Source organism: Aquimarina sp. AU474, assembly GCF_900312815.1.
Taxonomy (GTDB): domain Bacteria; phylum Bacteroidota; class Bacteroidia; order Flavobacteriales; family Flavobacteriaceae; genus Aquimarina.
Genome location: NZ_OMPE01000006.1, coordinates 275812 through 290039 on the forward strand (window position 1 = coordinate 275812; position 14228 = coordinate 290039).

A 14228-nucleotide genomic window follows, 5' to 3' on the forward strand; every position below is an offset into this window, starting at 1 on the left:
ATTAATTTCTATTTACTCTATAAGTTATTTTTCTATTTGTTATTACGGTACGCACAATGACATCAAGTATACCCGTTGTTGTACCTGCTAATGGTATATTTTGGTCGTTAGTAATATCTCCAGAAGAAACTGTGTTAGACAATGTACCTCCCTGGGTTGCTATAACATCAAAGGTAAATGTACAACTATTACCAGCTGGTAAACTCACTCCAGAAATACTAAAATTATCGGATCCACTTACTGCAGTTATAGTGCCACCACAGGAAGAACTTGGATTAGGGGTAGTCGATATATTCATTCCTGTAGGTAAATTATCGGTAAGTGTTAAGTTAGTAAGATCCACTCCTGTAGCTGGATTTTCTAAAAGAATAGTTACTGTAGACTCTTCTCCATATCCTATTCGTGTAGGGGCAAAAGTTTTATTGGCGACAGCAGGGAAAGCCACTTCCGTTGACACTGCGAAAACACCACCCCAAATACCTTCATTTGCACTTCCTAAATCTACATCTAAAGAAGTAGCATTATTTGGTACAAGTCCCGTAGCATCAAAAATATCAATATCTAGACCCCAATTATAGCTTTGATTTGGGTTTCTACCTCCAACATCTACACCAAATTTTGAAATTGTACTGTTTAATGTATTGTTTGCGGGGTTTAATCCATTAGAAAGAGCGGTACCGTTAATAGCAACAAAATCACCAATAAAAGCGGCACCTGCTTCACCGTCAAAACCAAAATACCCGGAGTCAGTATCGAATGCTCCTGAAGATGGGGTTAGTAAACCAGTAACTGTAAACGAATCGTTTGCTCCAAACCCAAAAAAGTCAAAACCATCCCAGATGCTAACACTTCGTGTGATATCAGCTGGGTTTTCATATATTATAATCATGGTCCAACCACCGAAAGGCCCGGTAAAAGCACTTCCCGTAGTTAAGGCTATGTCTGCGATAGTATAAGATCCAGAGCCGGCTCCTTGAACGAGGCTTGTAACATCTGCATAAGATTGAAAAACGGCCCACCCATTAAAAGATGAATTTTCATAATTTGAGATGTTTGCAGTAATTGTATTATATGTGGCAGATCCAGGAACTCTAAATCTTACTTGATCAGTACTAAGTATTGAGGGATCTGGATTGTTAATTCCTCCAAAAGAAGAACTGTAATTTCCTCCCCAATATAAACCCGCCCATGTAACAGTGGCGCCGACGGGTAGAGTAAGATCCGCACTACTTGAGTTAACAGTGGTTCCATCAATAGATGCATATCCCATAACCACAGGTGGATTATTGGCCACAGGAGCAGCGCAATTTGCTGTACAGGTAAGATTTGTATTACCAATCATATCAAAATTACCTCGTACATTAAATGTAATTCGTTCCTCATAAGGACGAGGATTATCGGTTTCATTATCAGTAATCGTTATTGTAGCTTGATCTGTTATGTCTACAGCGGGATCGCTGGTATTTGTAAAACCAATAGAAAATATTTCATCAACTTCAACATCACTATCATCCACTATAGCTATATCAATAGTATCAGAATCACCTGCCGTACCCGAAAAAGAAAGACTACCAGAAACTACGTTGAAATCGCTACCAGAAAAGGCCGTGCCATTAATTGTATTCACATCTACAGTAAACGGCCCTGAAGCGTTAGTTCCTATATGATTAACGGTTAGACTAACAGTTCCAGCAGTTTCATTAAAGGTTGCATCGGTTATAGATAATGATGGACCAAAGGTTCCAGAAATTACTAAATTATCGATAACAGCAAATTCTCCTCCTTCAAAGGTTTGATTACCACCGATTACCTGAAGTCTAAATACGGTATTTGCTGATATAAATGCCGATATATCTTGCGTGAAATTTCCATTATTTGTTCCTACTATAGTTCCTGCACCTATTTGGGTGAAAGAAACACCATTATTGTTAGACATAAAAATTCCTAATTCTTCTTGTCCACCACCAAAAACATCTAATCCATTAGCTACCCAATCAAACGATAAAGTGACCGATGCTGCACCACTAAGATCAACTGTTCTGTTGATTCCGTGTCCAGTTCCTCCAACAAATGCCAAAACATTAGTATTGCCACTTACGGTTCCTAAAAAGATAAAGGCATCTCCAGTTGTAGGAGATCCATTATCATTGGTTTCTATCCAATTAGTGGACCAAGTACCAGTACCATCATTTCTATTATAAGCTTGAGTAGTAAAATTATCGGCAAAAGTAGTCTGCCCAGATACAAGTAATGTACCGAACAGAAATACAATAAAGATAAGATATGTAGTGCTGGATAATTTCATAGAAGGTTATTTAACTACGAAAACCACATTGATTAATGTGTTGAAATCTAGAGGTGTACCTACAATATTATAGGTCATTACACCTTCGTTAACTCCATCTCCAGTACCACCAATGGTAATATTAGAAAAAACAGCGGGGTCGGCAAAAGTTACATAGTAATAAAGTTCATCTCTATTGTATATAGGAATGGTACCAGGTGCACCATTGCTAGAAGCTGAAGTTGCTGGATTTGCCAGCGTAAATTGATCAACATATTCGTCATATAAATCTTCTGTGAACCCTGTTCCTGTAGTCGATGCATTAATAGTTATCGAAGGAGGATAAAATATTCTGGCTGCTTTTGAAGTGATAGGAGCAATGTCTTGTATTACGTCTTCTACAGTGGCCTCCATTGCACCATCACCATCCACATCTACAGGAGTATCAGAATTAACCTCAGACGCATCTTGATCATCCGTGTCTACTATAGTAGAAGGATCTATGGTTACTACGTCTCCATCATTTTCAATGCCTAGAAATCGGGTAGCAGCATTATTATCAAATTGAAACGTATTTGCAGTTCCATATTGTGAAAATTCTATTTGATTGCTGTTTTGAAGGGCCAAAGTTTTATTTAAATTATCGGCATTCCCATCATTTCCTCCAGCGTAAAAATCTAATCCATTCGAGTTGCCACTGCCTGCCGAACCTAATACAATTGCAGTAGGGTAGGCGTTTCCAGAATTCCGGAAGGCAATACCAACACTATTTGCATTATTTGTTCTTCGTAAACTTAATGTTGTTCTGGTATCACTGCTTATGTCAAAATTTAATTGATTTGCAGCCATGTCTACTGTGCGCTCTCCATTTAGCGCTCCATTTGTATTATAAATATTTTCTCCATTTACAACCTGCCAACCTGAACTGGTAAAACGATAAATTTGATCATCGGCTAGATTGTAAACCACGGCACCAATTTGTGGAGTTAAAATAGCGTTGATTTCTGTTAAATCAGTAGCATTAGGTAAACCTAACAACGCATTTGCGTCATTAGGACCTATTTGAGAATGTGCAACATTCATCAATGCTATAAATAATATGTATAGAGGTGCTTTTTTCATTTTTTGATATTATTTACTTTGACTTATCATTTTTATGTTTTTTTTCAATAGAAAAATACGATACATTACTATTTATTAAAAATCAATAACGATAAACATAAATTCTAAATCAATATCATCTTTTTGAGTGGTACCATTATCGCTATCTCCAATATTCACTCTAAACCCAGTGGTAGACTGACTATAATATGTGATACCAGGATCATCATAATCTTGTCCTGTATTTCCTGGACAATCACCACCACAATCTAGTATAGAAAGTTGAATGATATAATTGGCATCAGGCATAGGTGATCCAACCGGGAATAGTACTTCATAGTCACCTTCATTTAATCTAGAAACGGTTGCGTTCATTATTTTTAAAGCAGTTCCATTACCTGCGACTTTACCCATTGCTTTTATGAATGTATCACCCATAGCTCCTGTTGGTCCTGTAGGCCCAATCGAAGTTGCACCTGTAGGTCCCGCAGGTCCTTGATTTCCTGTCGGCCCGGTAGGTCCTTGATTTCCTGTCGGTCCAGTAGGTCCTTGGTTACCTGTCGGTCCAACTGGTCCTTGATTTCCTGTAGGTCCAACTGGTCCTTGGTTACCTGTAGGTCCAACTGGTCCTTGATTTCCTGTAGGTCCAACCGGTCCTTGATTTCCTGTAGGTCCAACCGGTCCTTGGTTACCCGTAGGTCCAACTGGTCCTTGATTTCCTGTAGGTCCAACTGGTCCTTGGTTACCTGTAGGTCCAACTGGTCCTTGATTTCCTGTAGGTCCAACCGGTCCTTGATTTCCTGTAGGTCCAACTGGTCCTTGGTTACCTGTAGGTCCAACCGGTCCTTGATTTCCTGTAGGTCCAACCGGTCCTTGGTTACCCGTAGGTCCAACTGGTCCTTGATTTCCTGTAGGTCCAACTGGTCCTTGGTTACCTGTAGGTCCAACTGGTCCTTGGTTACCCGTAGGTCCAACTGGTCCTTGGTTACCCGTAGGTCCAACCGGTCCTTGGTTACCTGTAGGTCCAACTGGTCCTTGATTTCCTGTAGGTCCAACTGGTCCTTGATTTCCTGTAGGTCCAACTGGTCCTTGATTTCCTGTAGGTCCAACTGGTCCTTGGTTACCCGTAGGTCCAACCGGTCCTTGATTTCCTGTAGGTCCAACTGGTCCTTGATTTCCTGTAGGTCCAACTGGTCCTTGGTTACCTGTAGGTCCAACTGGTCCTTGGTTACCCGTAGGTCCAACTGGTCCTTGGTTACCCGTAGGTCCAACCGGTCCTTGGTTACCTGTAGGTCCAACCGGTCCTTGATTTCCCGTAGGTCCAACCGGTCCTTGGTTACCTGTCGGTCCAACTGGTCCTTGATTTCCCGTAGGTCCAACTGGTCCTTGGTTACCTGTAGGTCCAACTGGTCCTTGGTTACCCGTAGGTCCAACTGGTCCTTGGTTACCTGTCGGTCCAACTGGTCCTTGGTTACCCGTAGGTCCAACCGGTCCTTGATTTCCTGTAGGTCCAACCGGTCCTTGATTTCCTGTAGGTCCAACCGGTCCTTGATTTCCTGTCGGTCCAACTGGTCCTTGATTTCCTGTAGGTCCAACTGGTCCTTGGTTACCCGTAGGTCCAACCGGTCCTTGATTTCCTGTAGGTCCAACTGGTCCTTGGTTACCTGTAGGTCCAACCGGCCCTTGATTTCCTGTAGGTCCAACCGGTCCTTGGTTACCCGTAGGTCCAACTGGTCCTTGATTTCCTGTAGGTCCAACTGGTCCTTGGTTACCTGTAGGTCCAACTGGTCCTTGGTTACCCGTAGGTCCAACTGGTCCTTGGTTACCCGTAGGTCCAACCGGTCCTTGGTTACCTGTAGGTCCAACTGGTCCTTGATTTCCTGTAGGTCCAACTGGTCCTTGATTTCCTGTAGGTCCAACTGGTCCTTGATTTCCTGTAGGTCCAACTGGTCCTTGGTTACCCGTAGGTCCAACCGGTCCTTGATTTCCTGTAGGTCCAACTGGTCCTTGATTTCCTGTAGGTCCAACTGGTCCTTGGTTACCTGTAGGTCCAACTGGTCCTTGGTTACCCGTAGGTCCAACTGGTCCTTGGTTACCCGTAGGTCCAACCGGTCCTTGGTTACCTGTAGGTCCAACCGGTCCTTGATTTCCCGTAGGTCCAACCGGTCCTTGGTTACCTGTCGGTCCAACTGGTCCTTGATTTCCCGTAGGTCCAACTGGTCCTTGGTTACCTGTAGGTCCAACCGGTCCTTGATTTCCTGTAGGTCCAACTGGTCCTTGATTTCCTGTAGGTCCAACTGGTCCTTGATTTCCTGTAGGTCCAACTGGTCCTTGATTTCCTGTAGGTCCAACTGGTCCTTGATTTCCTGTAGGTCCAACTGGTCCTTGGTTACCCGTAGGTCCAACTGGTCCTTGATTTCCTGTCGGTCCAACCGGTCCTTGATTTCCTGTAGGTCCAACCGGTCCTTGGTTACCCGTAGGTCCAACTGGTCCTTGATTTCCTGTAGGTCCAACTGGTCCTTGGTTACCCGTAGGTCCAACTGGTCCTTGATTTCCTGTAGGTCCAACCGGTCCTTGATTTCCTGTAGGTCCAACTGGTCCTTGGTTACCCGTAGGTCCAACTGGTCCTTGATTACCCGTAGGCCCAGTAGGTCCTTGATTTCCTGTAGGTCCGGTAAGATTTATTGTGGTTACCGTACCATCTTCTGCAGTATATCTAAAAACTCCACCACCAAGATCTTCTAGTGTAGAGTTAGTTTCGGTAATGCTTCCTCCACCATTAGATAAAGTAATAGTATTACCGGTTTTACTTAAAATTTGTATTTCATTAGTTGGATCTGGATCAGAATCATTAATAAGGGAAGTAAGGTCAATTGAACCTCCATTTTCAAGAGTAAGAATATTAGTCGAAGAATCGAAACTAATTTGTTGATCATCATTTCCAGTACATAAGCTACTCCAAGTGTTATTGTTGTATTGAAAAATACAATTGTTTGTTGTATTGTATACTAACGCTCCATTAAGTGGAGTGATAGCATTCATTTGCGCAGTTGTTACTCTCGTAAGAACTAGTGTTCTGTCAGAGCTTTCTAATTCTAGTAAAGAGGATGCATCTATTAAATCAGGATTGTCACCAATCTTAACCTGAGCTTGAGCACTGGCTAAAGATAAAAATAAGATTATGAGGAGTAATTTTATCTTCATATATATAAGTTTAGAACCATGCACCATACGTATTTATGGTTTGGCCGTAATATTTATCTGTGTTTACTTGTTGTGACGTTTCACATGCATCATAAATATAAAATGTTAAGGCATTAAAACGCAATTAACAAGACAAATATACATTTTTTTCGATAAAATACAATTTTTAACGATTAAAAACACTTTGTTGCTTTTTTTATCTTTAGAATGTTAAAATTTAAATAGTTTTAATTTAAATGAAGTTTTTAATTTTTAATTTAAAAGAAATCTAATACATTTGCCATCGCAAAAAGCGGGAGTAGCTCAGTTGGTAGAGCGTCAGCCTTCCAAGCTGAATGTCGCCGGTTCGAACCCGGTCTCCCGCTCTAAAGGTTTCATTAAATATGAAACCTTTTTTTGTTTAAGAAATTAATTTTTCCAAACTAATATTGACTTCACGATAGTTTACTCTTCAAATAAGTGATTAATATATTCCTTAGTTTGATTTTTTATTAAGGAATCGATAAAAACGAATTTATACTTTATTGAAGATTTATCTTCCGATAGAACTAGTACTTTATTTTCTTTATTCTTAAACCAAAAGCCATTTCCAAGAAAAATGATCCCATTTAGATCTTTATACTCAAAACTAGATGTTTTGTACCCTAAATCACCTCCGATCCATATTATATTTATACCCTTTTCTTTTAGTTTTACTAGTTCGGGATATATTTCATGTTGAAAATTATTTCGATTATGACAATAATCACATTTTCCTTTGGGACCATTGCATACTTTATTTATTTGCCCATCCATAATGGGATGTTGATCCATAAAAATCAACTTATGGGATATAATTATTATATTTTTAGATGAAGTATTTTTTAAAATATCTAAGAAATATTGTTTTTGTTTTCCAACAATATTACTTAGACTGTCCTGTGTGTCTAACGTTATAAAAGTAGTGTTGTTGGTTTTGTATGAATGATATTTGTTTTTTCCTGTAAGATTCTTAAAATTTTCGTTAGTGGTTACATCATGATTACCAACACTCCATAATGTATTTTTACTTTTTAAATTAAAAATTGAATCTATATGATTTATGAAGTCGTCTTGAAAAGAGTCTACTCCTAGGTCTCCGCCTAATAAGGTCATTTCGTATAGTTCTAAATTTAAATCATATACTTTTTTGAAAATTCGATCATTAGTACTTGTTCTTGTATGTGACAAAAAAATATATGTAGAAGATGAATTATTATTGTTTTGCGACAAAGGAGCACAGCTCAAAACACAACATAGAATTCCTGAGGACATCATATGTTTTATGAAGTTTCTCATTTGTTTGATTTAAGTGATTTGATAATTAATGAAATCTACACCTCTTACATATTTAGAGTTTTTTGATAGTCTTGAATTGATTTCTTGTGTAAGTGTCCTACTTTCAATATCATGTTCTATATCATATTTTAACTCTAGAATAATTTCATCGATTTGATTTTTAATTATATTATTTTGATTAAAAGTATTTGGGTTGTAAAACTTCATATTGAAGTCTAGAGTAATTCTAAATTTTTCACAGTTTGATAAAAAATACTTTCTTTCATAACTGTTATATAGAGTAGGGTGAAGATTTTCTAGTTTTGAGACTAATTCACGATGTTCAGTTTTTTCAAGATGTTCTATTAGAGACGAATTAATTTCAGTAGCAGATACTGAATCTAAATCAATCAAGAAATCTTTTATTTTGTAACTAATCTTGTCTCCAACTTCTCCAAATTTCTGTTTAATTTCTATAGTTGGTTTTTTGACTTCAGAAAAAACATCATTATACCAGCGAAGTCTATATTTTTTTCGTGTTCCATCTCCGGATACATTTTCTTTGTAGAAGGAATAATTGTAATCATCAAAGTAAATATTGTTTATTGTTCTTTTTTCAAAGATTTCATGAAAACAAAAGGAATTGGTGTTGATTTGAGTAGCTATAAGATCATCAAGATGTATGTTTTGAAAAATAAACTTTCTTTCATACCTAAAATTATGTTTACTGATTTTAGGATTATTTACTGCTTTTACCATATTCTTTACCATACATTTGATCAATAACTTTATCCGATACTGTTTGCGCAGCAATATTGTCAACCAATAATTGTGATCCGTTTTCAATTAAATGATCTAATTCATTGTTTTTTAGGATTAACTTTGAAATATCAATTGATCCAGTACCATATTCTGGTTTTTTTTGAAAAGAAGATAAACCTAATCTTGTATTAGAAATATGAACATCCTGTAAGGAAATTTTTGAGAGATCTTTACTTACAATTCCTATTTCTCCTCCAGATATTACTATGTCTTTACCGGTAATAGTACTTGATTCTCCTGCACTAATTGCTTTGTCTGAAGAGTTTTTAATCTCAATATTATTTATAAAAATTGAAGACCCAGAAATATCAATACCATCATTACCATTATTTGTAAATATAGTATTTTGAATAGATCCTTCTACAAAATCACCATCAAAAGCGTCAGAAAATGTGTTTTCGAAAGAGGAATGATTAATAGAGAAATTAGATCTAATAATATTTAAGCCATCTTCACATCTGTTATTTCTGAAAGTAGAATGTGATATTTGAACATCAGTTTCATGAAAATTTACTGCACCGGATAAATCCCATACATCAGAATTTGGATTGGATAAATTAATGAATTCGCAAAATTGTAGTATTGATTTAGTTTTGCTGCTTGAAACAAAAACTCCGGCACCAGAATTATTTGAAGAGAATATTGTAATAGGTAGTTCTTTAGTTCCCTCAGCTATGATTGGTGAATATGATATTATCGATGCATTATTTATTAGATCTAAGGAAACGCCCTTTTCTATAATCACTTTGTGATTAGCAGGAATAAAAAGTGTTTTGTTCACTTGATAATTTCCTTTTGGTAAGATTATTTGATTCTGATTAGTTTTTATAAAACCAAAATCGCTATAATTTGAACTAGATGATTTTTTATACGAAATTATATTATTCTTAAGTTTTTTGTTGGTCGAACCATATGGTATTATAGCGCTTTTATTGTAAAAAGATACTCCTTGGAGTTTGTGTTTTATTTTTAATTTCTTGACATCTTTTGGGAAACGAAATCCACCCTTTTTATTTTTTTTAGAGACAAAAGCATTGTCAAAGGAATTTTTTAAATCAAATGTGATAAGTTGTTTCTCTTGTGGAGAAATAATTTGAGAAGAAGAGAACGGTTTATTTAATATTTTTCCATCTATATGTTCGAGGTTTTTTATTACTATAGGAAAGTTTGTTATGTTTGAAATGGCAAGTTGAATCTTATTTTCATCAAATTGTACTAAGTTGGATATGATAGTGTTAGCGGGATCGATTTGTTTCTTGATAAAGTTGCTGTTATAATCCAAAACAGAAAGATTGGTGTAAGTTTTTAATTCTGTTTTTAAGCTAGCAGATATTAAGTTTAAATCCTTATAAAACTCATCAACGAAATTTTTTATAAATTTTTGACTACTTATTAATTCGAGTTTCTCGAGAAGTTTCTGTTTATATATTGGATCATTATCCGAAAACGGATAATTTATTATTTTATCGATTCTAAATCCACCATGAGAGTCAAAAGCAATAGGTTCTAGTTTATTTGTGATAGGATTAAAGTAAATTCTTAGGTTATGATCTATTAATCCATGATGTCCTCCAAATAAATTTGACAACGCTACAAACATCGTGAGTTTATCGATATCAAATGCTTCCGAAATTTTTAGTTCTCCTTTTTTAATACCATTCAATAAATCTTTAGCAATGTTAAGTTGTTTTGATAGTTTAGGATCTGAAAGAACTCTAGATTCATCAAAAACTTTGATAGGTAAATTTTTGGCTTTTTGAAGTTTTTGATTCCAAGTTTTTATATTAAGACCTAAATCAAATGATTTTTTTCGATCTTCCCATAGAAATGATTCGTGAAAAGAAAGTATAATGCCTTCTCTTCTTTTATTGTTTTCAATTAAATGTTTGTCAAAGGATTCTTCAAACCCCATGATTCCTATAGGAATCAGTTTGGAGCTATTATTCTTAGTTATCTTAAGATCTACATTAATAAAATCATAGCGCAAGCCTATTAGGCCATTTCTTTTTATAACTTTGTTAAAAAGCCATTCCCATTCATTATTTCTTACTTTGGGATGTTGTATAGAAAATTTTTTCATGCCTTTTACGGTTTTATCTTCTTCAAGAATAACCCTAAAAGACCATTTTTTTTCATCTTGTAGATGATCAGTCCAGTCACCTTTTAATCTTATTTTTGAAACGATTTTATCAGAACTGTTAAAAGAAATAAATGATTTTACAAAATCATCATCTTTTTTTGCTAGAACCCTGCTTTTCAAAGCTTCGTTTCTTCGGTTTTTAATTTTGTCAAAATCCTTTTGATCTATGGTAATGGTAAGTTTTTCAAAAATATTTGTGGATTTGTTATTGGATAATATATCAAATTTGACATTGAACACTTGATATGATCTTCCGAGAGTAGGTTCATATCTACCCGTGTTAAAAAAGTCAATGTTATCTACTTCTATAAATTTACCTAAACTTTCGTGGGTAAATTCTCGTTGAAAAACATAATATTTTTCATTATTAATAGTGTATTCTTCCGGATCAATATCAGTAAAGTCCATATTGATGTAATTATATGGGTTTACTTTTAAAAGATCTTGTTTGTTTTTAGGAAATACATGAATGAAAAATTTATCGTTTAATTGCCTAGGTGTTAGGCTATCTTTATATACATAATAGATTTTGGGAATACTATTGATCTTATTAAAATGTATGGTAAACTCTGGGTCTGAGTGGATAACATTAATATTTTCTTTTAACATGTCAAGAATACCATATTCTTTGATGACAGTTGTGGTGACACTGGTGTCGTGTATACTGCTGGTTGTAATAGTTTGGCTATTATTCCTTTTATTAATTTTTACTTTTAAGCTGATTGTCAGAAGAACAAGGATAATTACCCCTATAGGGATAAGAGTTATTTTTGTGTTTTCTGGTCTTTTGATTTTCATATATTGTCAAACATGTATTCTAAATATCCAGATTTATTAAATATCATTACTCACAAAAGTAATGTCAATAGAATTATTAATATTAATCAACTGATCGTTGATCTTTTTAATGGTGTCTAGAGAGGATACATTGATCAAAAAATTAAAGCTGATTTCTTCTTTAGAATATTTAATTCGTTTTACATCAACTTGTTTCGAATTACCTGTTACTACAGCGCTTATTTGATCGGTAATTTTTGATCTTTCAGTCTCTTTACAATTTAGATTAATTAATAAATTTTGTGTAAAAGAATTGTTCAATTTCTTTTTACTGAAAAGAACGATGATTAATGTCAGAAAAATAAAGCCAATAATAGTTGGTAATAATTGATTTGCACCTAACCCTAGGCCAATTGAAATGGCAATAAAGAAATATCCTAATTCTTCGGGTTCCTTAATGGCAGTTCTAAATCTTACTATTGATAGTGCACCAACTAATCCTAAAGACAGAGCTAAAGAGGATTTTACAATAGAAATAATAATAAAGGTAGTAACTCCTACTAACATTAAAACTTTGGATAGTTGAGATCTATTGGATATCGAACCACCATATTTTATATAGATGATTCGTAAGCAAAAAAGAAGTAATCCACATATAACAATGTTTATTACAAAGTTTAGGATTGAAAAGTTTTCTTCAAAGTTTAGATTTAATTGATTAATAAAATCGTTCATTATTTTATTTTTATTGATAAGTTAGTGAAAATAGAAAAAATTATCTTCTTGCACTGCCTTAAAAAGATATATAAATAAATTTAGTAAGTTTATCATATTAAAAATTTAATTAATGACAAAAAACCTGACTGTTGTTATACCAGCATTTAATGAAGAAGAGTCTTTAGAATTGTTTTTACCAAAAGTTATACATCATTGTAAAGAGAAAAATTATAAATTAATTGTTGTAAATGATGGGTCATTAGATAATACTTTAGAGGTGCTATCTTCTTTTTCAGCACCGGAAGAATTTTTTAAAATAGTTTCACATAAGGTTAATAAAGGATATGGAGGAGCATTAAAAAGTGGTATCAATGCTTGCGATACTGATTATGTTGTTACGATAGATGCTGATGGTCAGCACTATATGGAAGATGTAGATAGGCTTTTTTATAAAATTAAAGAAACAGATGCAGATTTGGTTGTGGGGAGTAGAAAGGGGCAATTATCTGCTTCTTGGTTTAGAGGTGTGGGTAAAAGTTTGATTCGTACAGTTGCACGTATGCTAATGAAATTGTCAATTTATGATATCAATTCAGGAATGAAGATTTATAATACTGAACTGGCTAAGCAATATCTAAAACTCACACCTGATACGATGTCTTTCAGCGATATTATTACGTTGACTTTTGTAAATAATAAACATTTGGTTATTGAAGAGCCAATACAGATAAAAAATAGACTCAAGGGTACAAGTACAATAGGTGTGAGGACGGCATTTGAAACTGTAATGGAGATCATTAACATTATAATATTGTTTAACCCAGCAAGAGTCTTTCTCCCAATTTCTGCTTTTTTCCTTGTTTTCGGAACGATATGGGGAGCATATTTTTTTTTCCAAGGAAAAGGGATAAGTATAGGTGCCAGTACATTGATTTTGACAGGTTTAATTGTTTTTCTTTTGAGTTTAATTGCTGAACAATTATCTGGGATGAGAAAAAATATGTAAAGTTCTATTAATGATGTCTAGAAAAAAAGAAAACCTTTTCTTGTTTAGTGTTGACTTGGAAGATGTTCGTTTGAGAGTACATAAAGGCTTATCTTATCGCCCCAGAGTCGAAGAAATGATTGAATATTATTTAGATTTTTTGAATAAATATCAAGCAAAAGCAACCTTTTTTACAGTTGGAGACATTCCTAAATATTATCCCAGTCTTATCAATATGCTTGTTGAAGAAGGGCACGAGGTAGCTTGTCATTCGCACAAACATTTACCTATTACTAGTCAAACCAGTAAAGAGTTTAGAGATGACTTGTTATTAAATATGGAAAGCTTATATACTGCTGGTGCAAAGGAACTAATAGGGTACAGAGCTCCAACATATTCGCTTACAAAGGATACTCCATGGGTTTTTGAGGTTTTGACAGATTTAGGGTTTAGATATTCTAGTTCTGTATTACCGGCCCAGAATCTTTTATATGGCTGGAAGGATTTTGGTGAAAATCCCAGAAAAATGAATGCTAATTTATGGGAAATACCTGTTAGTTTAAGAAAAGGATCTTTTTTCAAAGTACCTTTTTCTGGAGGGGTATACTTTAGATTTTTACCGTTCTATTTTATAAAAAGAAGTTTTGATTTTCATTATCAAAAAAACAGAGCAGTGACAAGCTATTTTCATCCTTACGATATTGATGTGGATCAAGAAAGATTTATGCATCCCGAAATCAATAACAATTGGATGTATAATCAATTAATGTATTTTAATAGAAAAAAAGTATTTACTAGACTTCATAAAATTATGAAGTTATACGACTCGAAAATAATAACGTATAAGAGTTTTGTGGAAGGTATAGATAATGAATAATAATTACCTAGAGATAAGGTTAATG

Annotated in this window: 9 protein-coding genes and 1 tRNA gene; 3 read left to right on the forward strand and 7 right to left on the reverse strand. The window is 34.9% G+C overall.

Going from position 1 to position 14228, the window contains the following annotated elements:
- Position 1: 1 nt before the first annotated feature.
- The 3 genes from DK508_RS05960 to DK508_RS21545 form a co-directional block, all read right to left on the reverse strand.
- Complete coding sequence (locus DK508_RS05960) at positions 2-2305, reverse strand: Calx-beta domain-containing protein (protein WP_109299828.1); 2304 nt, start codon at positions 2303-2305, stop codon at positions 2-4.
- Positions 2306-2311: 6 nt separating this feature from the next.
- On the reverse strand, positions 2312-3406 hold the full coding sequence (locus DK508_RS05965) for a hypothetical protein (RefSeq protein WP_160114575.1): 1095 nt from the start codon (positions 3404-3406) through the stop codon (positions 2312-2314).
- A 75-nt stretch (positions 3407-3481) separates the two neighbouring features.
- Positions 3482-6589: a hypothetical protein gene (locus tag DK508_RS21545; protein WP_304529413.1), complete on the reverse strand. Its 3108-nt coding sequence runs from the start codon at positions 6587-6589 to the stop codon at positions 3482-3484.
- A 292-nt stretch (positions 6590-6881) separates the two neighbouring features.
- On the opposite strand from DK508_RS21545, the gene DK508_RS05975 reads away from it, so the two are divergent.
- A tRNA-Gly gene (locus DK508_RS05975) sits at positions 6882-6954 on the forward strand.
- Positions 6955-7033: 79 nt separating this feature from the next.
- Here DK508_RS05975 and DK508_RS05980 read toward each other — a convergent pair.
- The 4 genes from DK508_RS05980 to DK508_RS05995 are packed head-to-tail and all read right to left on the reverse strand — an operon-like array spanning position 7034 to position 12359.
- Complete coding sequence (locus DK508_RS05980) at positions 7034-7906, reverse strand: hypothetical protein (protein WP_160114576.1); 873 nt, start codon at positions 7904-7906, stop codon at positions 7034-7036.
- A 9-nt stretch (positions 7907-7915) separates the two neighbouring features.
- The gene (locus DK508_RS05985) at positions 7916-8656 is read right to left on the reverse strand and encodes a polyphosphate polymerase domain-containing protein (RefSeq protein WP_109299832.1); all 741 of its coding nucleotides are present in this window, start codon (positions 8654-8656) and stop codon (positions 7916-7918) included.
- On the reverse strand, positions 8625-11645 hold the full coding sequence (locus DK508_RS05990; protein WP_109299833.1) for a hypothetical protein: 3021 nt from the start codon (positions 11643-11645) through the stop codon (positions 8625-8627). Before DK508_RS05990 ends, DK508_RS05985 begins: the two co-directional genes overlap by 32 nt.
- A gap of 36 nt (positions 11646-11681) precedes the next feature.
- Positions 11682-12359, reverse strand: a complete 678-nt coding sequence (locus DK508_RS05995; protein WP_109299834.1) for a DUF4956 domain-containing protein — start codon at positions 12357-12359, stop codon at positions 11682-11684.
- A 112-nt stretch (positions 12360-12471) separates the two neighbouring features.
- Between DK508_RS05995 and DK508_RS06000 the strand changes: the two genes are divergently transcribed.
- Together DK508_RS06000 and DK508_RS06005 are read left to right on the forward strand one after the other, a co-directional pair.
- Complete coding sequence (locus DK508_RS06000) at positions 12472-13347, forward strand: glycosyltransferase family 2 protein (RefSeq protein ID WP_109299835.1); 876 nt, start codon at positions 12472-12474, stop codon at positions 13345-13347.
- Positions 13348-13357: 10 nt separating this feature from the next.
- Entirely contained in the window at positions 13358-14203 is an 846-nt protein-coding gene (locus DK508_RS06005; RefSeq protein WP_109299836.1) for a polysaccharide deacetylase family protein, read from the forward strand.
- Positions 14204-14228 lie beyond the last annotated feature (25 nt).

Excerpts from the sequence above, each read along its gene's own strand:
- DK508_RS05995 (WP_109299834.1), bottom strand. The coding sequence starts at position 12,359 with ATGAACGATTTTATTAATCAATTAAATCTAAACTTTGAAGAAAACTTT.
- DK508_RS05980 (WP_160114576.1), bottom strand. The coding sequence starts at position 7,906 with ATGAGAAACTTCATAAAACATATGATGTCCTCAGGAATTCTATGTTGT.
- DK508_RS06005 (WP_109299836.1), top strand. The coding sequence starts at position 13,358 with ATGATGTCTAGAAAAAAAGAAAACCTTTTCTTGTTTAGTGTTGACTTG.
- DK508_RS05965 (WP_160114575.1), bottom strand. The coding sequence starts at position 3,406 with ATGAAAAAAGCACCTCTATACATATTATTTATAGCATTGATGAATGTT.
- DK508_RS21545 (WP_304529413.1), bottom strand. The coding sequence starts at position 6,589 with ATGAAGATAAAATTACTCCTCATAATCTTATTTTTATCTTTAGCCAGT.
- DK508_RS05985 (WP_109299832.1), bottom strand. The coding sequence starts at position 8,656 with ATGGTAAAGAATATGGTAAAAGCAGTAAATAATCCTAAAATCAGTAAA.
- DK508_RS05960 (WP_109299828.1), bottom strand. The coding sequence starts at position 2,305 with ATGAAATTATCCAGCACTACATATCTTATCTTTATTGTATTTCTGTTC.
- DK508_RS05990 (WP_109299833.1), bottom strand. The coding sequence starts at position 11,645 with ATGAAAATCAAAAGACCAGAAAACACAAAAATAACTCTTATCCCTATA.
- DK508_RS06000 (WP_109299835.1), top strand. The coding sequence starts at position 12,472 with ATGACAAAAAACCTGACTGTTGTTATACCAGCATTTAATGAAGAAGAG.